The 25,343-nt window shown below is 68.7% G+C and carries 23 protein-coding genes and 1 tRNA gene; 13 read left to right on the top strand and 11 right to left on the bottom strand.

What is annotated here, in order from left to right:
- Positions 1 to 8: 8 nt before the first annotated feature.
- The 4 genes from HFGMBDPB_RS19740 (at position 9) to HFGMBDPB_RS19725 (ending at position 5,422) form a co-directional block, all read left to right on the top strand.
- On the top strand, positions 9 to 1,076 hold the full coding sequence (locus tag HFGMBDPB_RS19740; protein WP_013803326.1) for a branched-chain amino acid ABC transporter permease: 1,068 nt from the start codon (positions 9 to 11) through the stop codon (positions 1,074 to 1,076).
- Between the two features lie 52 nt (positions 1,077 to 1,128).
- On the top strand, positions 1,129 to 3,333 hold the full coding sequence (locus HFGMBDPB_RS19735) for a 3-hydroxybutyrate oligomer hydrolase family protein (RefSeq protein ID WP_212646059.1): 2,205 nt from the start codon (positions 1,129 to 1,131) through the stop codon (positions 3,331 to 3,333).
- A gap of 62 nt (positions 3,334 to 3,395) precedes the next feature.
- Entirely contained in the window at positions 3,396 to 4,316 is a 921-nt protein-coding gene (locus HFGMBDPB_RS19730) for an alpha/beta fold hydrolase (RefSeq protein WP_212646058.1), read from the top strand.
- A 110-nt stretch (positions 4,317 to 4,426) separates the two neighbouring features.
- Complete coding sequence (locus tag HFGMBDPB_RS19725; RefSeq protein WP_016454055.1) at positions 4,427 to 5,422, top strand: rhodanese-like domain-containing protein; 996 nt, start codon at positions 4,427 to 4,429, stop codon at positions 5,420 to 5,422.
- A gap of 13 nt (positions 5,423 to 5,435) precedes the next feature.
- On the opposite strand, the gene HFGMBDPB_RS19720 is transcribed toward HFGMBDPB_RS19725, so the two are convergent.
- The 4 genes from HFGMBDPB_RS19720 to hemH all read right to left on the bottom strand — a co-directional run bounded on the left by HFGMBDPB_RS19720 (position 5,436) and on the right by hemH (position 9,030).
- Positions 5,436 to 5,609: a hypothetical protein gene (locus HFGMBDPB_RS19720; protein WP_016449605.1), complete on the bottom strand. Its 174-nt coding sequence runs from the start codon at positions 5,607 to 5,609 to the stop codon at positions 5,436 to 5,438.
- Positions 5,610 to 5,620: 11 nt separating this feature from the next.
- Entirely contained in the window at positions 5,621 to 6,718 is a 1,098-nt protein-coding gene (locus tag HFGMBDPB_RS19715; protein ID WP_212646057.1) for a YeeE/YedE thiosulfate transporter family protein, read from the bottom strand.
- A gap of 93 nt (positions 6,719 to 6,811) precedes the next feature.
- On the bottom strand, positions 6,812 to 7,786 hold the full coding sequence (locus tag HFGMBDPB_RS19710) for a sulfurtransferase (RefSeq protein ID WP_017404609.1): 975 nt from the start codon (positions 7,784 to 7,786) through the stop codon (positions 6,812 to 6,814).
- Between the two features lie 146 nt (positions 7,787 to 7,932).
- Positions 7,933 to 9,030, bottom strand: a complete 1,098-nt coding sequence (hemH, locus tag HFGMBDPB_RS19705; RefSeq protein WP_212646056.1) for a ferrochelatase — start codon at positions 9,028 to 9,030, stop codon at positions 7,933 to 7,935.
- Between the two features lie 91 nt (positions 9,031 to 9,121).
- Between hemH and HFGMBDPB_RS19700 the strand changes: the two genes are divergently transcribed.
- The 4 genes from HFGMBDPB_RS19700 to HFGMBDPB_RS19685 are packed head-to-tail and all read left to right on the top strand — an operon-like array spanning position 9,122 to position 11,634.
- Complete coding sequence (locus HFGMBDPB_RS19700) at positions 9,122 to 9,892, top strand: HAD family hydrolase (RefSeq protein ID WP_074923894.1); 771 nt, start codon at positions 9,122 to 9,124, stop codon at positions 9,890 to 9,892.
- A gap of 30 nt (positions 9,893 to 9,922) precedes the next feature.
- Positions 9,923 to 10,756 carry a DUF2189 domain-containing protein gene (locus HFGMBDPB_RS19695; protein WP_016454059.1) on the top strand — a complete coding sequence of 278 codons (834 nt, stop codon included), beginning with the start codon at positions 9,923 to 9,925 and terminating at the stop codon, positions 10,754 to 10,756.
- Between the two features lie 55 nt (positions 10,757 to 10,811).
- Positions 10,812 to 11,024 carry a DUF2788 domain-containing protein gene (locus tag HFGMBDPB_RS19690; protein WP_016449600.1) on the top strand — a complete coding sequence of 71 codons (213 nt, stop codon included), beginning with the start codon at positions 10,812 to 10,814 and terminating at the stop codon, positions 11,022 to 11,024.
- A gap of 19 nt (positions 11,025 to 11,043) precedes the next feature.
- Positions 11,044 to 11,634: a class I SAM-dependent methyltransferase gene (locus tag HFGMBDPB_RS19685; RefSeq protein WP_212646055.1), complete on the top strand. Its 591-nt coding sequence runs from the start codon at positions 11,044 to 11,046 to the stop codon at positions 11,632 to 11,634.
- A gap of 7 nt (positions 11,635 to 11,641) precedes the next feature.
- Here HFGMBDPB_RS19685 and HFGMBDPB_RS19680 read toward each other — a convergent pair whose 3' ends face one another.
- The 3 genes from HFGMBDPB_RS19680 to pcaC form a co-directional block, all read right to left on the bottom strand.
- Entirely contained in the window at positions 11,642 to 12,625 is a 984-nt protein-coding gene (locus HFGMBDPB_RS19680) for a tripartite tricarboxylate transporter substrate binding protein BugD (RefSeq protein ID WP_212646054.1), read from the bottom strand.
- A gap of 132 nt (positions 12,626 to 12,757) precedes the next feature.
- Positions 12,758 to 13,621, bottom strand: coding sequence for an NAD(P)-dependent oxidoreductase (locus HFGMBDPB_RS19675; protein ID WP_047218330.1), 864 nt, complete (start codon positions 13,619 to 13,621; stop codon positions 12,758 to 12,760).
- Positions 13,622 to 13,631: 10 nt separating this feature from the next.
- A complete protein-coding gene (pcaC, locus tag HFGMBDPB_RS19670) occupies positions 13,632 to 14,030 on the bottom strand; it encodes a 4-carboxymuconolactone decarboxylase (RefSeq protein ID WP_016449596.1) in 399 nt (132 codons plus the stop codon).
- A gap of 167 nt (positions 14,031 to 14,197) precedes the next feature.
- Here pcaC and HFGMBDPB_RS19665 point away from each other — a divergent pair, with 167 nt between their 5' ends.
- Entirely contained in the window at positions 14,198 to 14,881 is a 684-nt protein-coding gene (locus tag HFGMBDPB_RS19665; RefSeq protein ID WP_016449595.1) for a GntR family transcriptional regulator, read from the top strand.
- Between the two features lie 45 nt (positions 14,882 to 14,926).
- On the opposite strand, the gene HFGMBDPB_RS19660 is transcribed toward HFGMBDPB_RS19665, so the two are convergent.
- The 4 genes from HFGMBDPB_RS19660 to hpnC all read right to left on the bottom strand — a co-directional run bounded on the left by HFGMBDPB_RS19660 (position 14,927) and on the right by hpnC (position 19,239).
- Complete coding sequence (locus HFGMBDPB_RS19660; RefSeq protein ID WP_133073398.1) at positions 14,927 to 15,946, bottom strand: Bug family tripartite tricarboxylate transporter substrate binding protein; 1,020 nt, start codon at positions 15,944 to 15,946, stop codon at positions 14,927 to 14,929.
- Between the two features lie 125 nt (positions 15,947 to 16,071).
- Entirely contained in the window at positions 16,072 to 17,445 is a 1,374-nt protein-coding gene (gene hpnE / locus HFGMBDPB_RS19655; RefSeq protein ID WP_212646053.1) for a hydroxysqualene dehydroxylase HpnE, read from the bottom strand.
- Positions 17,442 to 18,287, bottom strand: coding sequence for a presqualene diphosphate synthase HpnD (gene hpnD / locus HFGMBDPB_RS19650; RefSeq protein ID WP_016449592.1), 846 nt, complete (start codon positions 18,285 to 18,287; stop codon positions 17,442 to 17,444). Before hpnD ends, hpnE begins: the two co-directional genes overlap by 4 nt.
- 67 nt (positions 18,288 to 18,354) lie before the next feature.
- Entirely contained in the window at positions 18,355 to 19,239 is an 885-nt protein-coding gene (hpnC, locus tag HFGMBDPB_RS19645; RefSeq protein ID WP_016454067.1) for a squalene synthase HpnC, read from the bottom strand.
- A gap of 174 nt (positions 19,240 to 19,413) precedes the next feature.
- On the opposite strand from hpnC, the gene HFGMBDPB_RS19640 reads away from it, so the two are divergent.
- From HFGMBDPB_RS19640 to HFGMBDPB_RS19625, 4 genes are all read left to right on the top strand, one after another.
- Positions 19,414 to 20,637 (top strand): efflux RND transporter periplasmic adaptor subunit, encoded by a 1,224-nt coding sequence (locus tag HFGMBDPB_RS19640; protein ID WP_016449590.1) that lies wholly within the window; start codon positions 19,414 to 19,416, stop codon positions 20,635 to 20,637.
- On the top strand, positions 20,634 to 23,849 hold the full coding sequence (locus HFGMBDPB_RS19635) for an efflux RND transporter permease subunit (protein WP_016449589.1): 3,216 nt from the start codon (positions 20,634 to 20,636) through the stop codon (positions 23,847 to 23,849). Before HFGMBDPB_RS19640 ends, HFGMBDPB_RS19635 begins: the two co-directional genes overlap by 4 nt.
- A 120-nt stretch (positions 23,850 to 23,969) precedes the next feature.
- Positions 23,970 to 24,056, top strand: a tRNA-Leu gene (locus HFGMBDPB_RS19630).
- A 185-nt stretch (positions 24,057 to 24,241) separates the two neighbouring features.
- A complete protein-coding gene (locus HFGMBDPB_RS19625) occupies positions 24,242 to 25,258 on the top strand; it encodes a tyrosine-type recombinase/integrase (protein ID WP_047218335.1) in 1,017 nt (338 codons plus the stop codon).
- The last annotated feature ends 85 nt before the right edge of the window (positions 25,259 to 25,343 follow it).

Here is a 25,343-nt window from a genome sequence, read left to right as displayed (position 1 = left end):
TGATCGACATGCTCAACCGATTGCTTTCCGGCGACCTGCCGCGCAGCCGCGTGCTGGCGGTGCTGCTGCTGTTGATTTTCCTGGGGCTGGCGGCGGCGCCGTTCGTGTTCCCTGGCGTGAAGGCGCTGAACGTGGCGGCCAAGGTGCTGATCTTCGTGGTGCTGGTGGCCAGCTTCGATCTGCTGCTGGGCTACACCGGCATCGTGAGCTTTGCGCACACCATGTTCTTCGGCATTGGCGCCTATGGCGTGGCGATTGCATCGTCGCGCATGGGCGCGGGCTGGGGTGCGCTGGCGCTGGGCCTGGGCGCGGCGCTGCTGGTGTCGCTGCTGCTGTCGCTGGCCATCGGCCTGTTCTCGCTGCGGGTTCGGGCCATCTTCTTTGCCATGATCACGCTGGCCGTGGCGGCGGCGTTCCAGACGCTGGCCTCCCAACTGTCGGAATGGACGGGCGGGGAGGACGGGCTGAGCTTCAAGCTGCCCGAGTGGCTGTCGCCCAGCTTCGAGCCCTTCGAGAACGAGGTGCTGGGCGTGCTGATCGACGGGCGCATCATCACCTACTACCTGCTGTTCGTGCTGGCCGTGGTGCTGGTGCTGGCGCTGCTGCGCATCGTCAATTCCCCGTTCGGCCGCGTGCTGCAGGCCATCCGCGAGAACGAGTTCCGTGCCGAGGCCATCGGCTACCGGGTGGTGGTGTACCGCACCCTGTCCAGCGTGCTGTCGGCCCTGTTCGCCTGTGTGGCCGGGGCCATGCTGGCGCTGTGGCTGCGCTATAACGGGCCCGATACCTCGCTGTCGTTCGAGATCATGATGGACTGCCTGCTGATCGTGGTGATCGGCGGCATGGGCACCATCTATGGCGCGGCGATCGGCTCGGTGCTGTTCCTCATCGCCCAGAGCTATCTGCAGGACCTGCTGCGCGTGGCCAGCGAGGCCGCGCACAGCCTGCCCTGGCTGGCCGCGCTGCTGTCGCCCGACCGCTGGCTGCTATGGCTGGGCGTGCTGTTCGTGTTGTCGGTCTACTATTTCCCCACGGGCGTCGTGGGGCGTCTGCGTTCTTCCCGCGCCGGAGCCTGACCAGGGCCCCTGGCGCATTCGTGCATCAGAGAAATACCACAAGGAGATGGGCATGTTGAAGCGTGAAGAGATGGTGTCGTCGATTCCTGCAACCCCCTGGCGCTGGGCCTTCACGGCGCTGGCGGCGGCCGCGCTGGCGGCCTGCGGCAGCGGCGAGCGTGAGCCCAGCAACGACCTGCCCAAGGGCTTTACCGAGCTGGGCACCACGGTGTATCCGGCCACGGCCACCGGCACGGGTGCCACGGCAGCCACGCAGGACTTGCTGACGGGCGGCCTGGGCAAGACGGGCCTGGGCGCCGCAGCTGCGCCCCTGTACGCGGACCCGGCCAATCCCACGGCGGCGGAGCTTCGGCGCAATGCGCTGTACTCCAACTACCGAGGCATCCTGGACCCCACGGCGGGCGGCGGCTACGGCACGCTGTACGGCCCCAACATCACGGCAGACGGGCAGGTGACTGCGGGCGAAGGGCTGATCCCCGGGCGCGAGTACCTGGCCGTGCTGGACGACGGCACGGGCCGCAAGCAGACCATGGTGGCCGTGCAGGTGCCGGACAGCTTTGACCGCAACCGGCCCTGCATCGTGCTGGGCCCGTCCTCGGGCTCGCGCGGCGTGTATGGCGCCATCGGCACGGCGGGCGAGTGGGGCCTGAAGAAGGGCTGCGCCGTGGCGCTGACCGACGCGGGCAAGGGCGTGGGCCTGCACAACCTGAGCGACGACACCGTCAACAAGCTGGACGGCACCCGCGCCACGCGCACGGACGCCGGCAGCCTGTCCTTCTTTGCCGCACGGCTGACCGATGCGGCGCGCGCCGCCTACAACGCGGCGTTTCCCAACCGCATTGCCATCAAGCACGCGCATTCCCAGCAGAACCCTGAAAAGGACTGGGGCAACGACACGCTGGCCGCGGCCCGCTATGCGCTGTACGTGCTCAATGCGCGCTATGGCACCACGCAGGACCCCGTGCCCTTCGGCAAGGACAACACGCTGGTACTGGCGGGCTCGGCCTCCAACGGCGGCGCGGCCGTGCTGCGCGCGGCCGAGCTGGATGCGGACGGCCTGATCGACGGCGTGGTGGCCTCCGAACCCGTGACCGAGATGCCCACGCGCCAGGGCTACACCATTGCCGTGGGCAATGCGACCATGCCCAACCCGGGCCGCACGCTGGCCGAGTACACCACCTACGGCAACATCTACCAGCCCTGCGCGGCGCTGGCGCCCGATGCGGCGCTGACCGAGACCTCGATCTTCAACTACATAGGCCTCACCGCTATGACGGCGCGTGCCGAGGCACGCTGCACCAGCCTGGCCGCCAAGGGCCTGGTCATCGGCGCCACCACGGCCGACCGCGCCGCCAATGCGCTGAGCAAGCTGCGCCTGTACGGCTGGACGCGCGACCACGACCGCATGCACAACGCCCACTACGCGCTGGGCAACGGCCCCATCCTGTCGGCCATGTACACCATGGCCTATGGCCGCTTCGGAGTGGATGCCAACCTGTGCCGCACCAGCTTTGCGGCCGCCAATGCCACGGGCGACGTGGTGCCCGCCACGGGGGCTGCGCTGGCCCAGAGCTTTGCCACGGCCAATGGCACGGCCAACGGCACGCCCGCCACGGTGGTCTACAACGACTCGGTGGGCGGGGCCAAGGCCTGGCAGTTTGCCGTGTCGCCCTCCACGCGCGTGGCCGACTTCGGGCTGGACAACGCGCTGTGCCAGCACGCGCTGGTGACGGGCTTCGATCCGGTGACCGGCTTCAACCTGTCCGAGAGCAGCGTGCCCACGCGCGCCCAGAGCGACGCCGTGCGCGCCGGCATCAACGAGGTGCTGCATACCGGCAGGCTGCGCGGCAAGCCCACCATCATCGTGGCGGGCCGCAGCGATGCGCTGGTGCCGGTCAACCACAATGCGCGCGCCTACACGGTGCTCAACCGTGGCCTGGATGGCTCCAGCACGCGGCTGCGCTATATCGAGGTGGTGAATGCCCAGCACTTCGATGCCTTCCTGCCGTTCTCGGGCTTCGACACGCGCTTCGTGCCGCTGCACCCGTACTTCAACCAGGCCATGGATGCCGTGTGGGCCAACCTGCGCAGCAGCACCGCGCTGCCGGCCAGCCAGGTGGTGCGCACCACGCCGCGCGGCGGCCAGCCGGGCGCGGCGCCTGCCATCACGGCGGCCCAGGTGCCGCCCTTCGTGACGCGGCCCGCAACGGCCAACACCATCGAGGTCAGCGACGGGCTGATCCGCATCCCTGAGTGAGCCAGGCCCCGGGGCGGCCGGCTGCCACGGCGGCCGGCCGCTCCTGCACAGAGATTTCTTCCATGGCTTCCACAGCATCACCCTCGTCCGCATCCCCTTTTGTTGCCGTGCCGGATTCCCGCTACGCGCACTGCTCGGGCTATGAGATCCACTACATGGACTGGCAGCCTGCGCCCGATGTGGCGCCAGCGGGCACCGTCGTCGCCTGGCACGGGCTGGCACGCACGGGGCGCGACATGGATGCGCTGGCGCAGTTCCTGGCGGGGCAGGGCTGGCGCGTGGTCTGCCCCGACACGCTGGGCCGGGGACTGAGCCAGTGGAGCCGCGCGCCGCGCGAGGAATACCGGCTGGGCTTCTACGCCCGCATTGCGCGCGGGCTGTTCGATGCGCTGGGGCTGGAGCGCGCGCATTGGGTGGGCACGTCCATGGGCGGGGCCATCGGCACAGTCTGCGCCTCGGGCCTGTTCGAGCCTTCGCTGCGCGCACGCATTGCGACGCTGGTGCTCAACGACAATGCGCCGCAACTGGCCGAGTCAGCGCTGGCGCGCATCAAGGCCTATGCGGGCGAGCCGCCGGCCTTCGACACCGTGGGCGAGCTGGAGGCGTTCTTTCGCCAGGCCTACCGGCCCTATGGCTGGCTCGGCGAGGCCGAGTGGCGCAAGCTCACCGAGACCAGCGTGCGCCGCCTGCCCGATGGGCGCGTCACGCCGCACTACGACCCGGCCATGATCGAGCAGTTCACGGCCCATGACGACGACTACGGCATCTGGCCGCACTACGACGCGCTGGAGATCCCCGTGCTGCTGCTGCGGGGCGTGGACTCGGACCTGGTGCTGCCCGAGGTGGCCAGGGAAATGACCACGCGCGGCCCCGGCGCGCGCGGCCTGCTGCACTGGCAGGAGGTGCCCGGCTGCGGCCATGCGCCGGCGCTGAACGTGCCCGCGCACTGGCAATGGGTGCTGGAGCATCTGCAGCGCGGCTGAGCATCAACCCGGGCCGGGCGCGGATGTTGCAGCCGCGCTAGCATTTGCGACGGGTGCAGCCTCGCCTTCTTTTTCGGGTGCGGGCACCGTCTGGGCAAGAGAGGCCTGACATGGGTTTTCTGGTGGAGCTGATCCGCGAGTACGGCTTCGGCATCGTCTTTCTCAATGTGTTCGTCGAGCAATTGGGCGCGCCGATTCCGGCCTACCCGGTGCTGGTCGTGACCGGTGCGCTGGAAGGCGCCGACTGGGTGCGCCTGCTGTGGCTGGTGGCCGTGGCCGTGAGCGCGGCGCTGATTGCCGACCTGTTCTGGTACCAGGCCGGCAAGGCCTACGGCCACCGTGTGCTGGGCCGCATCTGCCGCATCTCGCTGTCGCCCGATGCCTGCATCCGCCAGACCGAGACCGTCTACGGCCGCTGGGGCGCAAGGTCGCTGCTGGTGGCCAAGTTCGTGCCGGGCTTCGCCTCCATCGCCAGCGCGCTGGCCGGCGTGATGGGCACGCCGCTGCGCAGCTTCGTGCTGTATGACGGGCTGGGTGCGCTGATCTGGGTAGGCTCGGCCGTGTACCTGGGCTCGCTGTTCAGCTCCACGGTGGAAGACCTGCTGGGCGTGCTCACCGCGCTGGGCCAGTGGGGCCTGTTGCTGCTGGCCGTGGCGCTGGGGCTGTTCATCGTGCGCAAGTGGTGGCAGCGCCATCGCATGGTGCGGTCCCTGCGCATGCCGCGCATGTCGGTGCGCGAGCTGGCGGGCCTGCATGCCCAGGGCATGCAGCCCACGGTGATCGATGTGCGCGCCCTGCCGCAGTACCGCCAGGGCCATATCCCGGGTGCACAGTCCTGGGAGCTGCGCCCGCGCGATGGCGGCGAGTCGCATGCGCACCTGCTGCCCCAGCACGACCATCCCCACGGGGTGGTGGTCTATTGCGACTGTCCCAATGAAATCTCGGCCGCGCGGCTGGCGCGCCAGCTGCAGCGCGCGGGCTTCGCCAACGTGCGCCCGCTGGTGGGCGGCCTCAAGGCCTGGCAGGCGGCCGGCTTCGATGTGGAAACCGCGCCGCTGCCCGTGACGGCCAGCGCGGATGAGGGGCCGGCGCCCAGCGTCCCCTGACCTTGGCCTTGGTCTATTTGCCTGCCGGCATCGAGCAGTGCCCGCCTTGCGTGGCCTTGCCCGAGCCGGCCGCGATCAGCGGTGCCTCGAAGCGCAGGTCCACGGGGGGCGAGTGCAGGTGGTCCCAGGCCAGGAAGAGGACCAGCACGGCCCAGAAGACCGCGCGCAGGCTGTTCTGTTGTGTCATGGCGGGTCCTTTCAGAAATTGAAGTGGCGGCGGATGCGCAGGCCGAAGATGGTGCCGGCAAAGGCCAGCGGCACCCAGATCCAGCCGTGGATGCTGCCCGTGGAGATGCCCGAGAGCATGGCGCCCACATTGCAGCCGAAGGCCAGGCGCGAGCTGTAGCCCAGCACCAGGCCTGCCACCAGGGCCACCATCCATTGCGTGCCCGTGAGCGGCTTGGCATTGACGGGCTTGGCGGCAGCCACCCACAGGGCGCCGCCCAGGATGCCGATGTTGGTGATGCTGGTCACGTCCAGCAGCACGGTCTCGTGCAGGCGCGCGGCGTTGCCGGGCTGGCTCCAGAACCAGTTGCCGGCCAGGTCCACGGCGCCTGTGGCGTTGGCGATCTTGGCGGCCCACAGGCCGAAGCCGTAGACCACGCCCCAGGGCTGGCCCGCAATGATGAGGTTGAGCGTGGCCAGCACGGCCAGCAGCACGGCGCCCACCACCCACTTGCGCACGAACAGCGGCTTGGCGGGGCGCTTGAGTGCCACATTGGCGCCACGCACATACCAGGCCACGCCCAGCGCGACCACGGCCAGCGCAGCCAGCGTGGCCAGCAGGGCAGGGGCCCAGCCCCAGGCCGTGACCAGGCCCACGGGCTGGGTGTTGCCCAGGTCCAGCCACCAGCCCAGGTGCAGGCTGCCCAGGAAGCTGCCGATGGCGAACACGGGCAGGATGGCCGCATTCATGGGAATGCCCATGCCGGCCTTGTACAGCGTGCCGCTGCCGCAGCCGTCCGCGATCTGCATGCACAGGCCGAAGACGAAGGCACCCACCAACAGGCTGATGCTGGGCGGGCCCAGGGCAGCCGTGAGTTCGGGATAGTGGCCCAGCAGCGGCATGGCCAGCGCGGCGGCCAGCGCCAGCAGCAGCAACTGGCCGAAGACGCCGCTGGCGTCCTTGTCCTCGATCAGCATGCGCCAGCCGGTGGTGAAGCCGAAGCGCTTGCCGGCCAGCACCGCGCCCAGGCCCAGGCCCACGGCGAACAGCGCGGCCTGGCGCACCGAGACGCACCACAGCAGCCAGCCAAAGAAAACGGCCAGGATGGCCGCGAGAGGAAGTCGTTTCATATCATTTTTCTCCATGCAGTCGCCCTCCCCCGCGAAGCGGGTAGAGAGGCGCCGTGCCACGGGGGGAAGGCGCGCAAGCGCCTCAGGGAGTGCTTATTTGAACTTTTTTTCCCACCACTGCTTGGCGTCGTAGGCCAGGGATTCGGCGCGGCCGGGCTGGTTGGCCATGGGCGGCGCATCGGCCTGCTGCGTCCAGTCCACCATGGAGCCCGCATACAGCTTGACGCCCGGCAGGCCCGCGACTTCGGACAGGCCGAACCAGTCGGTGGCCGCCCAGTGGCCGGTGTTGCAGAAGGCCACCATGTCCTGGCCCTGCTCGCGCTTGACCTTGGCCGCGATCTGCTTGGCCGTTGCGGTATCGACAAAGGTGGAGGTGCCGGGCACGAACCACTGGTTGAAGTCCAGCTGCTGCGCGCCGGGCAGGGTGCCCGAGAGCTTGGCGGCCGGCGCGCGCGTCTTGCCCTGGTAGAAGGCGTCGGGGCGCGAGTCCACCAGGGCGGCGTTGCTGAGCCTGACATGCTGGCCCACATCCTCGCGCGTGGCGATCAGGCTGGTGTCGAGCTGGGGCTGGTAGCTGCTGCGGGCCACTTTGACGGCCTCGTTGTCCTGCGGGAGCTTTTGCTCGTTCCAGGCCTTCATGCCGCCGTTGAGCACGGACAGCTCCTTGAGGCCCAGCAGCTTGAGCGTCCAGTACACGCGCGCTGCGGCGCCGAAGTCGGTGGCGTCCGCGCCCGTGGAGACCACGATGGCGTGGGTGGCCGGCGTCAGCCCCAGGGACTGCACGAGTTCGGTGAGCTTGGGCAGCTCGGGCAGTTCACCGGGATTGGTGGCGGGGCCGCGCCATTTGCCGTAGGGAGCGTTGAGCGCACCGGGAATGTGGCGCTCACCATAGGCCTTGGGATCGCGGATGTCGATGATGCGCACGGCGTCCTGGCCGGCGGCGGCCTGCACGCCTGCGGGCGTGAGCAGGGGTTCGGCGGCGTGGGCCGTGCCCAGGGCGGTGCAGGCAAGGCCCAGCGCCAGCAGCGGGGCCGCCAGGCGCAGAGCAGGGGAAAAGGTCTTGGTCATGATGGCTGGGGCCGGCCATGGAAGACCGGCGGGACAAGCAACAGAGGTGCAATTGTCCCGCTTGCAGCATCTATATACAAAGACGCTTATGCATTCTGCTCATGAGGCAGGGTTATATGGCGCGGTGCACAGGATGCAGGACGGCCTCAGCGCTGTGCGCCCACGGCCTTGGCGCGCTCCAGGCTGGCGTCGAGGTCGGCCTGCGGCGCCTTCTGCGTGGGCCAGCCCTGCAGGTGCTGCTGGGCGATGCGGCTCAGCGCCGTGATCCAGGGCGCGCTGTCGTTGAGGCAGGCGATGTACTCGAACTGCTCGCCGCCCGCATGCATGAAGGCCTCGCGCGCTTCCTGGCTGATTTCCTCCAGCGTTTCCAGGCAGTCGCTGGTGAAGCCGGGGCAGACCACGTCCACGCGTTTGGTGCCGCTGCGTGCCAGCTCGATCAGCGAGGGCTCGGTATAGGGTTCCAGCCATTTGGCCTTGCCAAAGCGCGACTGGAAGGTCACCAGGTATTGCGAGGGCGACAGGCCCAGGCGCTCGGCCAGCAGGCGTGCGGTCTTGCGCGATTCGCAGTGGTAGGGGTCGCCCAGGTGCAGCGTGCGCTCGGGCACGCCGTGAAAGCTCATGACCAGTTTCTCGCCACGGCCGTTGCCGCGCCAATGGGCCTCGATGCGCTGGGCCAGCGCGTCGATGTAGGAAGCGTCGTCGTGGTAGCGGTTGACGAAGCGCAGCTCGGGGATGTGGCGCTGGGTGCGGGCCCAGTCGTAGACCGCGTCGAACACGCTGGCCGTGGTCGTGCCCGAGTACTGCGGGTACAGCGGCAGGATGAGGATGCGCGTGGCGCCTTCGGCCTTGAGGGCATCGAGCACGCTGGGGATGGAGGGGTTGCCGTAGCGCATGGCATGGCGCACCAGCACGTTGTGCCCGGCCTCGCCCAGCCAGCCGCGCAGCAGCAGGGCCTGGCGCTCGCTCCAGTGCTGCAGGGGGGAGCCGTCCTTCTCATGCCAGACGGTGGCGTACTTGGCCGCCGACTTGGCCGGCCGCGTGCGCAGGATGATGCCGTGCAGGATGGGCAGCCAGGCAATCCTGGGGATCTCGACCACGCGGTCGTCGCCCAGGAATTGCGCCAGGTAGCGGCGCACGGCCGGGGCCGTGGGCGCGTCGGGCGTTCCAAGGTTGCACAGCAGCACGGCGGTGCGCTGGGGTTGGTCGTGGCGGAATGGAGGTTCTGGCGCAAAGCGGGATGGCATGGCCCCGATTGTGGCAGGACGCGGCGGCCTGCCATGCGAGCCCGATGACCCGGCGGCAGCCTGCAGCGGCTGCCTTCGCTATGCTCGGACCATGTCCCAAGCCACCACCGCTCACCTCGCCGAATCCTCATTTGCCCCTGCACTGACCGCCTTGCAGCAGTTGCGCCGCAGCGGCCGCATCCGCGCCATATCCATCGATCTGGATGACACGCTGTGGCCTGTGTGGCCGGCCATCTCGCGTGCCGAACAGGTGCTGCTGGACTGGCTGCACACCCATGCGCCGGCCACGGCCGCGGCGCTGCGCGACGTGGCCGCCGTGCGCGCCATCCGCGTGCAGATCGAGCGCGATCGTCCCGACCTGGCCCATGACCTGAGCGGCCTGCGCCGCGAGTCCATCCGCCTGGCGCTGCAGCGCAATGGCGACGACGGCGCGCTGGCCGAGCCGGCCTTCGATCTTTTCTTTGCCGAGCGCCAGCGCGTGGACCTGTACGAGGACGCGCTGCCCGCCCTGCAGTTCCTGGCCGCGCGCTGGCCCGTGGTGGCCTTGAGCAATGGCAACGCCAGCGTGCATGTGGTGGGCATCGGCGAGCATTTCCATGCCGCGCTGAGCGCCAGCAAGGCCGGCATGGCCAAGCCCGATGTGCGCTTTTTCCACGCGGCAGCGGCGGCGGCTGGCGTGGCGCCTGACGAGGTGCTGCACATTGGCGACGACGCGCGGCTCGATGCGCTGGGCGCCATGGATGCGGGTATGCACGCAGTCTGGCTCAACCGCACGGGCGTAGCATGGCCTCACGAGGGGTCCACGCCCCACGTCACGGTGGCCAGCCTTGCGCAGTTGTGCCAGGGGCTGGCTGACAGCTGACCCTGCTTGCCCGCGAAGCCGCGCCACGCCATGCCCATCAGCCACAGCACAGCTTTCCTCCACCCCCCCGTCCTCCCCGCCGTGCGCAGCATCGGCTGGAAACACCCCCTGAGCTGGCTGGCGCGTGGCGCGCGCGACATGGCCAGGGCGCCCTGGCTGAGCCTTGCACATGGCCTGGTGTTGACCTTGATCGGGTTTTTGATCTTGACGCTGGGGCACAATCGCTTTTGGCTGATGGCCGGGGCCCTGTCGGGGTTCCTGATCGTCGGCCCTGTCGTGGCGACCAGCCTCTACGCCATCAGCCGTGCGCTGGAGCGCGGCGAGGCTGCCGATCTGTCCCTGGTGCGGCGTACCTGGACGCGCTGGCAAAACGGCCATGCGGCCAAGGCCGAGGGGCAGGGCGGCTACTGGTGCCTGGTGCAGTTCGGGCTGCTGCTGTCGCTGGCGGCCACGGGCTGGGTGCTGGTGTCGGCGTCGCTGATCACCGTGCTCTCGCCCGTGCGCATTGCCACCCCGGCGGATTTCGTGCAGCACGTGGTGCTGGCCCGCGACGGGCAGTTGTTTGCGATATGGCTGGCGCTGGGCAGTTTTCTGGCAGCGCCTATTTTTGCGTCCAGCGTGGTGGCCATGCCGCTGATGCTGGACAGGCGGGTGACGGTGCGCCAGGCCGTGCTGACCAGTTGGTTGGCCGTGCTGGCCAACCCTGTGCCTCTGGCACTGTGGGCCGCCCTCATTGTGTTGTTGACCCTGCTGGGCCTGGGCAGCTGGCTGCTGGGACTGGTGGCCGTGATGCCCCTGCTGGGGCACGCGAGCTGGCATGCGTACCGCGACCTGGTGGATGCGTCGACCTTTGCGGCGCGCTGAGCCGGACCGCCCGGCCTGACCGGACTTGCAGGGGAGGAGGTAGGACGGTGTTGTCGTGATATTCGGGTATACAGAAGAACAGATCGCCCATTTCTTCCTCACCTACGGCGTGGGGGCCTTCATCCTCTTCATGGTGTTCATCATCCTGCAGCTGGCACGCCAGTCCAAGGCAGGAAAGTTCGGCACCTTCGTGATCTTCCTGGGCCTGGGCGTGGGCTTTGTCGGCTACGTCGCCAAGATCGTCATCCAGTGGTGGATGGAGAGATGACGCCGCAGGCGTCACACCCATGAGCTGGACGGACTACTACCGCTTTACCGAGGGACGCAAGATATCTCCTCTGCTGGTGCAGGCGCTTGACGCGTTGGCGGGTGATACGGCAGATAAAGCGGCCATCGATCTGGGCTGTGGCGCGGGCCATGAGTGCCGCGTGCTGCTCAATACCGGCTGGCGCGTCCACGCCATCGACAGCGAACCTGCGGCCATCGAGGGCTTGCGCCCCCTGGCATCGCAGGCGCCCGGCGCTTTGACGCTGCAGGCTTGCCGTTTCGAGGATCTTTCCTCTTTGCCTGCAGCGCATCTGATCCACGCTGGACTGAGCCTGCCCTTTTGCCATCCTGAGTGCTTCGATGCGTTTTGGTCGCTGGTGCGTTCTGCGCTGCGTCCGGGCGGTGTGTTCGCCGGTCATTTTTTCGGGCCGCGCGATGCTTGGGCCGATTCGCAGTCCATGAGCTTTCATTCGCGTGATCAGGTCTTGCACCTTTTGGATGGCATGGAGCTGGTGGCCTTCAAGGAGTTCGATGGCATGGCCCCCAGCATGCGGGGCCCCAAGCACTGGCATCGCTTTGATGTCGTGGCCCGCAGGCCGGTGTCGTCGTAGTGCGGCGTTACTCGGCCTTGGCCCCCGCAGCCTTGATCACCGGGTCCCAGCGCTTGATTTCTGCGGCGGTGTGCTGGCGCAGGGCGTCGGGGGTAAGGCGGTCTGCGGACGGGATGATGACGCTCATGTCCGTGAAGCGCTTGACCAGGGCCGGTTCGGCCAGGGCGGTGCGCAGGGATTTGTTGAGGCGCTCGATGACGGCCTGGGGCGTGCCTCGCGGGGCGTACAGGCCGTGCCATACGGCAAGCTCGAAGCCGGGCTGGCCGGCCTGCGCGAAGGTGGGCACATCGGGCAGGGAGGGCAGGCGTTCGCGCGTGGCGACGGCGTAGCCCTTGAGCATGCCCGCCTGTATGTGCGGGCCGGTGGCCACGGGCTGGTCGCAGATGACATCGACATTGCCTGCCACCAGGTCCTGCAGGGCCGGACCCGTGCCACGGTAGGGCACCAGGGTGGCCTCGGTGGAGGTGGTCTGCAGCAGCAGCATGGCGCACAGGTGGGAGGTGGCGCCTACGCCGGCATGCGAGAAGCGCACTTCGCCCGGCTTGGCCTTCATGTGGGCGATGAAGTCCGCCAGCGTGGCGGGCGCAAAGCCTTTGCTGCGCACCAGGATCATGGGCACGTCGCCGGCCAGCGCGATGGGTTCCAGGTCGCGCCTCACATCGAAAGCGAGCTTGCTGTAGAGCGCGGGCGCCGTGGCGATGCCCATGTTGTGCAGCAGCAGGGTGTGGCCGTCGGCCTGGGCACGTGTGACGCGGCTGGTGCCGATGGTGCCACCGGCGCCGCCCAGGTTCTCGACGATGACCTGCTGGCCCAGGTCGCGCGTCATGGCCTCGGCAAGCACGCGGGCCAGCACGTTGGTGGAGCCTCCGGCCGCGTAGGGAACGACGATGGTGACGGGCTTGTTGGGGAAGGCCTGGGCGGCAAGGCTGGCTGCTGCCAGCGCGGCGGCGAGAAGGGTCTGGGCGAGGGGATTGCGGATGAGGGGGCGCATGGGTTTGTCTCCTGGAGGCGCGTGCAGGGGCCGCCGGCTCTGTGCGGCCGGTTGTCGGTGGCGTGTTTGGTGGCGTGAGGCAGGAAGGCAAGGGCTGCATGCGGCCCTTGACGACGGCGAGACGGCGCAGGTTCAGGCCGGGGCCACGTACCTGTACAGCTCGGTGTGGTCGGCGGCGGGTCCCAGGGACCTGGAGGCGTCGGCCGCCATGGCGCTGACCTGTTCGGCCAGTGCCATGGGCGTGTGCATGGCCTGGCCCAGCGACAGGGCAATGCCCACGTCCTTGGCCTGCAGCGCCAGCGAGAAGCCCGAGTTGAAGGCACCGTTCAGCATGAACTGGTGGGCCTTGTTTTCGGTGGTGTTGTTCTTGCCGGTGGAGGCATTGATCACGTCCACGATGGTGGCCGGCGCAATGCCGAAGGCCGCGCCTGCATGGATGGCCTCGGCCGTGGCGATCAGGGCCGCTGCCGAGACATAGTTGTTCAGCGCCTTGAGCGCATGGCCCGCTCCCACGGGACCGACATGGGTGATGGCCTGTCCCATGCGCTGCAGCAGCGGCAGGTGCTGGGCGAGCAGGTCCGCATCGCCACCGACCATGATGGACAGCGTGCCCGCAATGGCGCGCTTGACGCCGCCGGAGACCGGCGCATCCAGCAGCCCGATGCCGCGCTCGCCCAGCAGGCCGGCCAGCGCACGCGTGCGGTTGGGGTCGGCCGAGCTCATGTCGATGATGCAGGCGCCGGGCGGCAGGTGCGGGGCCAGTTCGCCCACCACGGCATCGACGATGCGGGAGTCGGGCAGCATGGTGAAGACCACGCTGCAGCCGGCAAAGTCGGCCGCGCCGGATGCCACGGCCACACCCGCATGCTCCTGCGCGAATCGTGCGGTGGCGGCGGGCACGGCGTCCCGGATGACCAGGGCGTGCCCTGCGGCGTGCAGCAGGTGGGCCATGGGCTGGCCCATCATTCCGAGGCCGATGAATCCTATGGTGGTCATGCTGCGTGCCTCAGATGTCCATCTCTTTGAAGACTTCCGACGCCACGCGGAAGGAGTCGATGGCGGCCGGCACGCCGCAGTAGATGGCGGTCTGCAGGAAGACCTCCTTGATTTCGTCCTTGCTCAGGCCGTTGTTGATGGCGCCGCGCACATGCAGCTTGAGTTCATGCGGGCGGTTCAGCGCCGTGATCATGGCCAGGTTCAGGAAGGAGCGCGTCCTGCGGTCCAGGCCCGGGCGGTTCCAGACATCGCCCCAGCAGTACTGGGTGACCAGCTCCTGCATGTCGATATTGAAGTCCGTGGCGTTCTGGATGGACGCATCGACATACTCGGCGCCCAGCACCTCACGGCGGGTGGATAGGCCCTGGTCGAAGAGGGCGGGGTTCTTGGGGGCGTAGGCTCGGGTCATGAAAACTCCTGATGGAAGGCGGTGAAGGTGTCTTTCGGTGGAATGGATTTAATCAGATTGTCAGACAATCCTACTTGATGAAAATCGGGATTGCCTGCCGGGCCAGGTGTGTGTATGACAATCCGTCAGTCCGTCCGGCCCCTGGATTGGCGGGTAGGATTCGTCCCATGAACCAGATGCTGCGTGTCCCCCGCGAAGAAACGTCGCTGCGCCAGCGCACGACGCAGACCCTGCGCACGGCCATCCTCGATGGCGTGTTTGCGCCGGGCCAGAAGCTGTCCGAGCGCGAACTGTGCGAGAGCCTTGATGTGAGCCGTTCATGCCTGCGCGAGTCCCTGCAGCACCTGCAGGCCGAGGGGCTGATCACCATCGTTCCGCACCGGGGTCCCGAGGTCACGGACATCTCGGTGCAGGAAGTGCGCGATATCTACGAGGTGCGGGCCAGCCTGGAGGGCCTGGCCAGCCGGGGCTTTGCGCTGCATGCCTCGGCAGGCCAGCGCGCCGCGCTGCGCGCCAAGCTGGGCGAGCTGGCCGTGCCCGCCGTGGCCAGCGACAAGGTGGCCCTGCTGGCGATCAAGAACCAGTTCTACGACATCCTGATCGAGGGCTGCGGCAATCTGGTGGCCGGCCAGATGCTGCGGCAGCTGAACAACCGCGTGACGGTGCTGCGGCGCATCTCCATGTCCCAGCCCGGGCGCCTGCCGCAGACGCTGGCCGAGCTGGATGCCATCGTGACGGCAATAGAGCAGGGCGACGCGGACCAGGCCGCGCGCCTGAGCGCCGAGCATGTGCAAAAGGCCAGCCAGGGCGTGTTGCGCGCCATGGCCGAGAAGGCAGGCCCGGCCAGCTGATGCCGGGGCCTGCGCCTGTACCTGGGAGCGTCAGTTCGTGTGCGCTCAGTCCGGCTTGACCTGGGCGCGCTTGAGCACTTTCTGCCAGCGTGTCTGCTCGGAGGCAATGAACTGCGCGAACTGCTGGGGCGTGCTGCCGATGGGCTCGGCCGCATCGCCCTGCAGGCGCTTGAGCGCGTCGGGCGCCTTGACGGCCTTGGCGCACTCGGCGGCCAGCTTGTCCACGTGGGCTTTGGTCATGCTGGAGGGGGCGAGCATGCCGTACCACTGCGTCATCTCGAAGCCCGGGAAGCCCTGCTCGGCCACGGTGGGCACGTCGGGCAACTGGGGCAGGCGCTGGGTCGATCCCGTGGCGATGCAGCGCACCTTGCCTGCCTTGATGAAGGGCAGCAGGGCGGCGGCGCCGACCGAGGCAGCGTCCAGCCGGCCCGACATCAGGTCCGTCATCATGGGCCCCGTGCCGCGATAGGGCACGTGCAGCATGAAGATCTCGGCCGTCATCTTCAGGTACTCGAAGGCCAGGTGCCCGGCGCTGCCATTGCCGGCCGAGCCGTAGCTGAGCTGGCCCGGCTTTTTCCTGGCGTAGGCGATGAGTTCGCGCAGGTTCTTGACCGGCACATCGGGGTGGACCACGTACAGGCTGGGCACCTTGGCCAGCAGGCTGACGGGCTGGAAGTCCTTGTTGGCGTCGTAGGGCAGCTTGTCGAAGATGTAGGGATTGACGGCCAGCGTGCCGATGTGGCCCAGGATGACGGTGCTCTGGTCATCGGCGCGCGCCACTTCCTGCATGGCGATGTTGCCGGCCGCGCCGGGCTTGTTGTCCACGAAGACGTTCTGGCCCAGGGTCTTGGACAGCTCGGCGGCCGTGGAGCGCGCCACGATTTCCGAGCTTCCGCCCGGCGCAAAGGGCACGACAAAGCGGATGGGACGCGTGGGCCAGGCGTCCTGCGCCAGCGCGGCCGCAGGCAGCAGGCCAGACAGGGCCATGGCGCCCGTGCCGGCCAGCAGTTGGCGGCGGCCGAGCGGGGGCAGGTCTGCGTGGTGAAGAAAGTCGCGCGAAGGCATGTCTGGTCTCCTGGATATCGTTGTAGTGGATGGTCCGCAGCAGATGCGGCGCCAGCGATGGTGGCGCTGGCGGCTGTCAATCTGCTGTCAAACCGGGGTCCGCAGGCTACGGAGATACCCGGGGGTCAGTCGGTGTGTGCTGTGCGATGGGCTGCGGCTGCGGCCTCGGCAGCCTGCATGCCGCTGCGCACGGCGCCTTCGATGGTGGCCGGATACGGCCCGTCCACATGATCGCCGCAGGCCCACAGGCCGTGGCCCAGCTCCAGGCCGGGCCGCTGAAGTTGGGGCAGGCAGGCGAAGGTGGCGCGCTTGTCGATCACGGTGCGCAGCGCAACCAGTCCATGCCAGCCCAACTGCGCCTGGGCCTGGGCCAGCACCTGGGCTTGCAGGGTTTCGCGGTCCGATGCGCTGTCGCTGATGACGAAGGCCATCAGGCCCTGCGGGCCGCCGAGTTGTCCCCGGTCGAAGACGAATTGCGCAGGCGCATCGGGCGTGGAGCGCAGCGCCAGCCAGGGCGCGCCCGGGGGCAATGTGTGGGAGGCGTCAAAGGTCTGCGCATAGACGGTGGCAATGGGGCGGTGCTGCAGGTCCTGGGCCAGCTGCGCCCAGCGCTGCAGGGCTATGCCGTCGCGTGCAGGCAGGCTGTCGTGCTCGGCGGCGGTGAGTGCCAGGCGCGCCGCCTCGGGCGCGGGGCAGGCCAGCAGCACGGCGTCAAAGGGCGCGTCTTCGCCCTGGGCTGCGCCCAGCGTCCAGTGCGGGCCCTGGGGTTGCAGTTCGGCCACGCGGCTGCCCAGGCGCACGGCGTGGCCGCGCTCTTGCAGCCACTGCGCGGCCGGCGCGGGGAACAGGCTGCCCAGGTCACGGCGCGGCACCAGGAAATGCGAGCCGCCACGGCCGCTGAACAGCGCATCGCGCAGCACGCGAAGGAACACCGTGCCGCTGGCCAGGTGAATGGGTGTGTTGAGCGCCGAGATGCACAGCGGGTCGATGAATTCGGTGATCAGGCGCTGCGGCAGGCCTGTGCAGAGGTCGGCCACCGTGGCTTCGGCCGCACAGCGAAAGCCCGCCAGCCGCCAGCGCACGGCGCGCGCCAGCAGGGCTGCGCGCTCTCCCAGGCTCCAGCCGCGTGCGGTGGCAATGCCGGCCAGCGCATCCAGCGGCGCAGGCCAGTCGGGAAAGCGCAGGCCGCTGCCATCGGCATAGGGCAGGGCCATGGGCTGGCGGTGCAGCGCCCGTTCAGGGTCCACGCCCACCTCGCGCATGAGGCGCAGGCTTTCGGTGTACGCACCGATGAGGATGTGCTGGCCGTTGTCCACGCGCAGCGGGCCCTGTGGCGTGTCGAGGTCCATGCCGCGCGCACGGCCGCCGGGCTCGCGTGCGGCCTCGTGCAGGGTGATGTGCCAGCCGCTGCGCGCCAGCGTGAGGGCGGCCGCAAAGCCGGCCCAGCCTCCGCCGAGGATGGCGGCGCGCGGCTTGTCCTTGGCGCTGTCTCTGCTCACCGCGCCATGCGCCCCAGCGCCTGCATCTTCCAGGCCAGCCACAACTTGCGCAGCGGCGGCAGGCTGATGCGCTGGTGGAGCACGCGGAAGTCGTCGGCCTCGATCTCGCGCAGCAGGGTGCGGTAGATGCTGGCCATCATCAGGCCGGGCTTTTGCGTGCGGCGGTCGGCCGCGGGCAGCAGGGCCAGGGCCTCGTCGTAGAGGCGGTGGGCGCGCTCGGCCTGAAATCGCATCAGCGCGGTGAAGCGGTCCGAGTATTCGCGCTTGGTGATCTCATGCGCCTTGACGTCGAACTGCTGCAGCTCGCTGATGGGCAGGTAGATGCGTCCGCGCATGGCGTCCTCGCCCACGTCGCGGATGATGTTGGTCAGCTGGAAGGCCAGGCCCATCTTGTGGGCGTAGGCCGTGGTTTCTTCCTGTGTCTGGCCAAAGATGCGCGCGGCCACTTCGCCGACCACGCCTGCGACCAGGTGGCAGTAGCGCGCCAGGCCCGGGAAGTCGAGGTAGCGGGTCTGCTCCAGGTCCATGCGGCAGCCGTCAATGACGGCCTGCAGGTGGCGCTCTTCGATGGCGTAGACCGGAGCGTGCGGCATGAGCGCCCGCATCACGGGATGCGAGGGCTTGCCTGCAAAGGCCTGGTGCACTTCGTTTTGCCACCAGCCGAGCTTGGTGGCGGCCACGCCGGGGTCGGAGACTTCGTCCACCACGTCGTCCACTTCGCGGCAGAACGCATAAAAGGCGGTGATGGCGGCACGGCGCTCGCGCGGCAGGAAGAGGAAGGCGTAATAAAAGCTGCTGCCCGAGGCGGCAGCCTTGTCTTGGACGTACTGATCCGGATTCATATGGGGCCGGATTGTCCCATGGACGGCTTGGGGCCAAAGCCTGGGTGTCGCAACGGCCGGCCCGCCATCACATGCGCAGGGCGCGCCACAGCAGCAGCGGCGCATCGGCCTTGCCGACGGTGGGGCGGCGGTAGAGGCTGGCGCCCTGCAGCGCATCGACCTTGTCCAGGATGCGCAGCCCGCCCTGCACGACCAGGCGCAGCTCCCAGCCGATGCGGCCCGGCAGGCGGTGCACCAGCGGTGCGCCGGACTGCATCAGTGCGCGCGCCCAGGCCGACTGCTCGGCCAGCAGCGCGCGCACGGCAGGGGTCAGTGCAGCGGGCTCGGCGCGCAGGTCTTCACGCCGCACGCCATGGGCGGTGCAGTCGGCATCGGTCAGGTAGTGGCGCTGGCGTGGCAGGTCCACGCTGAAGTCCTGCCAGAAATTGATCAGCTGCAGGGCGGTGCAGATGGCGTCGCTGCGGGCCAGCGATTCGGCATCGTCCACCCCGTACAGATGCAGCAGCAGCCGGCCCACGGGATTGGCCGAGCGGCGGCAGTAGTCGAGCAGCTCGGCGCGGTCGGCGTAGGTGGCGCCGGATTCGGTCTTGCGCACGTCCTGCGCGAAGGCGCTGAGCAGGTCGTCCATCAGCGCCAGCGGCAGCTGGTGGGCGCGTACTTGCGGTGCCAGCCCTGCAAAGACAAGAGGCCAGGCCGTGCAGGCGAGCATGGGGGCCTCGCCTTCGGTGCCCAGCGCCATCAAGTCGGCACGGTAGGCGGCCAGCGCGGCCAGGCGCTCGGGCGGCGTGGCGTCGCCCTCATCGGCCAGATCGTCTGCAGTGCGTGCGAAGTGGTAGAGCGCGGCAATCGGCGGGCGCAAGCGGGGCGGGCACAGCCAGGACGCCACGGGAAAGTTCTCGTAGTGCGTGACCGGGGCGGGGGAGGCGGGCAGGGTGGGAGCGGTGGACTTCACGGTGGCCGATTGTCGATGCTGCGCGCAAGGCCATGCATTTCACTTGACGGGCTCAAGGGCTTCTCCTAAATTACTAACCCGTCAGTCAGTAAACGGCGCCAGCCAGCTGCCGCGGCATGTTGCCCGGATCTTGCAGCCCGCAGCCGCTTTTCGCACCAGCCCTCCCGGATCCACATGCCCGACTTGCCATCGAACCCTGCCGCGCGCGCTTTGCCGCGCCATCTTCTTCTTGCCCCTCTGTGCCTGGCCGCCGCGCTGGCGCTGGGCGCCTGTTCCAAGGCCGAGCCGCCGCCCGAGCCGGTGCGCGCCGTCAAGCTGCTCACCGTAGGCGTGGGCGCGCTGGACACGCAACTGGAATACGCGGGCGAGGTGCGCGCGCGCATAGAGTCGCGCCTGGGCTTTCGCGTGGCCGGCAAGCTCGTGCGCCGCGAGGTGGAACTGGGCCAGCACGTGCAGGCAGGCCAGTTGCTGGCGCGGCTCGATGCCAGCGACTACCGGCTGGGAGCTGACGCCGCGCGCGCCCAGGTGGCGGCCGCGACCACGCAGCGCGATCTTGCCGCCGCCGATGTGAGGCGTTACTCGCAGCTGAAGGCGCAGAACTTCATCAGCGGTGCGGAGCTGGAGCGGCGCGAGGCCACGCTCAAGTCCGCCCAGGCGACGCTGGACCAGGCCAAGGCGCAGCTGGCATCGCAGAGCAACCAGGAGGCCTATGCCCAACTGCTGGCCGATGTGCCCGGCGTGGTGACAGGCATAGACGCCGAGCCCGGCCAGGTGGTGTCGGCCGGCTCGCCCGTGGTGCGCATTGCCCAGGACGGCCCGCGCGACGTGGTGTTCGTGGTGCCCGAAGACAAGCGCGGCGCCATCCGCGTGGGCCAGAAAGTGAATGTGCGCCCGTGGTCGGCCGGCATGCAGCCGCTGCAGGGCCAGGTGCGCGAGGTGGCGGCCAGTGCCGATCCGGTCACGCGCACCTACCAGGTGAAGGTGGCACTGCCCGCGTCGGATGCGGCCGCCGTGCCGCCGCTGGGCGCGACGGTCCATGCGCTGCCCGAGGGCATGGGCCCCACGGGCCAGCCCGTGATCAAGCTGCCGACCACGGCGCTGCGCCAGGAAGGCGGCGGCGGCCAGGGCACGGCCGTGTGGGTGTTCGATGCCGCCAGCAGCACGGTGAAGCTGCAGCCCGTGCAACTGGCCACGGCCGATGGCAACGAGGCCGTGATTGCCGCCGGCCTGACGCCCGGCATGCAGGTGGTGGCCGCCGGCGTGCATGTGCTCACGCCCGGGCAGAAGGTCACGGTCTATCAGGACCGGTATGACAAGACGCAGCAGCCGGCACAGGCGCCTGCCGCCGCAGGTGCCGCAGCTTCCGCAGGTGCGGCGTCCAGCGGAGCGGCCCAATGAGCGGGCCCAAGCACAAGGCGCCGCAGGGCGGGCACTTCAATCTTTCGCGCTGGGCGCTGGACCATGTGGCGCTGACACGCTATTTCATGGTCGTGCTGCTGCTGCTGGGCTTTGCCTCGTACTTCCAGCTGGGGCAGGACGAAGACCCGCCCTTCACCTTCCGCGCCATGGTGGTGCGCACCAACTGGCCGGGCGCCACGGCGCAGCAGATGGCCGAGCAGGTCACCGACAAGATCGAGCGTACGCTGCAGGAGGTGCCCTACGCCGACAAGATCAGCAGCTACTCCAAGCCCGGCGAGTCGCTGATCATCTTCCAGCTCAAGGACAATTCGCGCCCCGGCGATGTCCAGCAGCTGTGGTACACGGTGCGCAAGAAGATCGGCGACATGCGCTACACCCTGCCGCAGGGCGTGCAGGGGCCGTTCTTCAATGACGAGTTCGGCGATGTCTATGGCGTGATCTACGCCCTGCAGGCCGACGGCTTCAGCTACGCCGAGCTCAAGACCATGGCCGACGACGTGCGCCAGCAGCTGCTGCGCGTGCCCGATGTGGCCAAGGTCGAGCTGTTCGGCGTGCAGGACGAGAAGGTCTACATCGAGCTGTCGCAGCGCCGCCTGTCGCAGCTGGGCCTGGACATGAACCAGGTGCTCGGCCAGCTGGGCCAGCAAAACGCCATCGAGGGCGCAGGCGTGCTGCAGACGCCGCGCGAGGACGTGCAGGTGCGCGTGGCCGGCCAGTTCCTGGCGGTGGACGAGTTGCGCGCCATGCCCATCCGCGGCGCATCGGGCGCGCAGCTGCGCCTGGGCGATATCGCCGAGATCCGCCGCGGCTATGCCGATCCGGCCAATGTGAAGGTGCGCCACCAGGGGCGCGAGACGATTGCCCTGGGCGTGTCCATGACCAAGGGCGGCGACATCATCCGCCTGGGCAAGTCCCTGCGCGGCGCCGTGGGCGACATCGCGCGCACGCTGCCGGCCGGCGTAGAGCTGGCCAACATGCAGGACCAGCCCAAGGCGGTGGCCGATTCGGTCAACGAATTCCTGCAGGTGCTGATCGAGGCCGTGGTGGTGGTGCTGGCCGTGAGCTTCATCAGCCTGGGCCTGCACAAGCGCGAGGGCCACCAGCCGCTGTGGAAGCGCTGGTACATCGACCCGCGCCCGGGACTGGTGGTGGCCATCACCATTCCGCTGGTGCTGGCCGCGACCTTCCTGGCCATGTGGTACTGGAACATCGGCCTGCACAAGGTGTCGCTGGGCTCGCTGATCATCGCGCTGGGCCTGCTGGTGGACGATGCCATCATTGCCGTGGAGATGATGGTGCGCAAGATGGAGGAGGGCTACGAGAAGTACCGCGCTGCCACCTTTGCCTACGAGATCACGGCCAAGCCCATGCTGACCGGCACGCTGATCACGGCGGCGGGCTTCCTGCCCATCGGCATGGCCAAGTCCATGACGGGCGAGTACACCTTCGCCATCTTCGCGGTGACGGTGATTGCGCTGGTGCTCAGCTGGTTCGCCTCGGTGTACTTCGTGCCCTACCTGGGCATGCTGCTGCTCAAGCGCCCGCCGCACGCGGCCACGCTGCCGCCCGAGGTGGCCTCGGGCGAGGTGCCCATCGAGGAGACCAACCTCAATGCGTCCTCAGCCGAGCATGAGGTCTTCGACAGCCCGTTCTACAACCGCTTCCGGCGCGCCGTGAACTGGTGCGTGACGCACCGCTGGCTGACCATCGCCATCACGGTGCTGGTCTTTGCGCTGGGCCTGGTGGGCATGTCGCGCGTGCAGCAGCAGTTCTTCCCGGATTCCAGCCGACCCGAGGTGCTGGTGGACATCTGGTTCCCCGAAGGCACGTCGCTGGCCGCCAACGAGGCCGTCACGCGCCGCGTGGAAGAGCGCTTCATGAAGCTCGACGGCGTGCGCACGGTCAGCGAATGGGTAGGCTCGGGCGTGCCGCGTTTCTACCTGCCGCTGGACCAGGTGTTCCCGCAGAACAACGTCTCGCAGTTCATCCTGGTCGCCCAGGACCTGCCCACGCGCGAGCGTCTGCGCAAGGCGCTGCCGGCGCTGCTGGCCCAGGAGTTCCCCGAGGTGCGTGGCCGCGTCAAGCTGCTGCCCAACGGGCCTCCCGTGCCCTATCCGGTGCAGTTCCGCGTGTCCGGCACCGATCCGCAAAAGCTGCGTGCCTATGCCGACGAGGTCAAGCAGGCCATGATCGCCAACGCCGACATGCGCGGCGTCAACGACAACTGGAACGAGTCCGTCAAGGCCGTGCGCCTGGAGGTGGACCAGGACAAGGCGCGCGCCCTGGGCGTGAGCAGCCAGGCCATCGCCCAGGCGGCCCGCGTCATGCTCAGCGGCTCCACCGTGGGCCAGTTCCGCGAGGGTGACAAGCTCATCGACATCGTGCTGCGCACGCCGTATTCGGAGCGCGACGCCATCACCGACATCGCCAACGCCTACCTGCCCACGGCATCGGGCAAGTCGATCCCGCTCACGCAGATCGCCAAGCCCGTGATGGTCTGGGAACCCGGCGTGATGTGGCGAGAAAAGCGCATGTTCGCCATCACCGTGCAGGGCGATGTGCGCGAGGGCCTGCAGGGCGCAACGCTGACCCATGCGCTGCTGCCCGGCCTGCGCGAGATCGAGGCGCGCTGGCATGCCGCGGGCGACACGGCCTACCGCATCGATGTGGCCGGCGCCGTGGAGGAAAGCTCCAAGGGTTCGGACGCCATCGTCGCTGGTGTGCCCGTGATGCTGTTCCTCACCTTCACGCTGCTCATGCTGCAACTGCGCAGTGTCAGCCGTTCACTGCTGGTGTTCATCACCGGGCCGCTGGGCATTCCCGGCGTGGCGGCGGCGCTGCTGCTGTTGGGCCGGCCCTTCGGCTTCGTGGCGCTGCTGGGCGTGGTGGCGCTGATGGGCATGATCCAGCGCAACTCGGTGATCCTGATCGACCAGATCGAGACCGACCGCGCGCGCGGCGTGCCGGCCTGGGACGCCATCATCGAAGCCGCCGTGCGCCGCCTGCGCCCCATCGTGCTGACGGCCGCCGCCGCCGTGCTGGCCATGATCCCGCTGTCGCGCAGCGTGTTCTGGGGCCCCATGGCCGTGGCCATCATGGGCGGGCTGATCGTGGCCACCGTGCTGACACTGCTGGCGCTGCCGGCCATGTACGCCGCCGTGTTCCGCGTGCGCCGCGAGCCCACGCATTGAGGTGGCGGAAACGCAGAGGCCGCCGCTCAAATCCGGGGTATGGCAATGCACCCCGCAATTGCGGCTAGAATCTGCGCCCTGACCTAGGAGCCGCCGCGCAGGCGGCTCCCCCAAGAACCAGCGCGGGTGGCGAAATTGGTAGACGCACCAGGTTTAGGTCCTGACGCCAGCAATGGTGTGGGGGTTCGAGTCCCCCCCCGCGCACCACGCACCAACGCCGCTCAACTGCGGCGAACACTGCTCAAGCCCGCTTCCTGTAGAGGAGGCGGGCTTTTTTTCTGGGTCTCCGCTGCGAAACGGAACGGGTTGAAACCGGCACAAAACAGCGCAAAATCACATCACAATCCCGCGCAGATCCCGCTTGTGATCCCGCGCGTGCAGCAGGAGATGGGATGGCGTATTTCCGGAAGGTGAAGAACGGCTGGCGGGCCGAGGTGGAGCGTGCGGGCATCCGGCGCACCGCCACGCGGGCGACCAAGGCCGAGGCGCAGGGATGGGCCGTGGCCGAGGAGGCGGCCATTCTGGCCGGTGCGCGCGGGGAGTTTCCGCGGCGCACGCTGGCCGAGGCGGTGGAGCGCTATCGGCGCGAGGTCACCGACAAAAAGACGGCCAGCACGGCGCGGGCCGACCATTTGCGCTTTGATGCCTGGCTGCGCGAGTTTCCCGAGCTGGCCTCCAAGGTCTTCCACGAGATCACGGGCGACGACCTGGCGCGCTGGCGCGATGCGCGGCTGCAGCAGGTCTCCGGCGCCAGCGTGCTGCGCGAGGCGCAGCAGTTCCGTCCGATCTGGACGCTGGCGGTCAAGCAGTGGAAATGGGTGGGCAAGAGCCCCTGGCCCGAGATCAAGCTGCCGGCCAAGTCCCATGCGCGCCGGCGCACGGGGCAGTGGAGCGAGGTGCGGCGCATGCTGCGCTCGGCCAATGTCTCGCCGCGCCTGGCGCCTGTCACCGCCATGGAGCAGACGGCCTGGACCATGCTGGTGGCCCTGCACACGGCCATGCGCAGCGGCGAGATCCTGCGCATGGGCCGCAGCAATGTGGATCTCAAGCGCCGGGTCTACCACCTGCCGCACCACAAGACCGAGGCCAAGGTGGGCGAGCGCCATGTGCCGCTGACGCGCCGTGCCGTGCGCCTGCTGCGCGTGCTGGACGCCGCCGCCGAGGCTGCCGGGCGCGACGCCTACTGGACCATCAGCGACGCCAGCCGCGACACGCTCTACCGCAAGCTGCGCGACCGCGTGATGGTGCAGGGCCTGCGCTTCCATGACCTGCGCGCCACGGCGCTGACCTGGCTGAGCAAGCGCGTGGATGTGATGACGCTGGCCCGCATCAGCGGCCACGTGGATATCAACGAGCTGTTCAATACCTATTACCGGGAGACGGCCGAGGACATCGCGGCACGGTTGTAGGCAGGATGGCTGCCAGAAATATCACTCCAATATGATATCTTGACAATATTATTCTGGAGTGATAATTTCAATTCATCATCTTGAG

Origin of the sequence: Delftia sp. PE138 (assembly GCF_018320755.1) — a bacterium.
Classification (GTDB): domain Bacteria; phylum Pseudomonadota; class Gammaproteobacteria; order Burkholderiales; family Burkholderiaceae_C; genus Comamonas; species Comamonas tsuruhatensis.
Note: the sequence above shows the minus strand (reverse complement) of the source record. Positions and strands in the feature narration are given on the sequence as shown.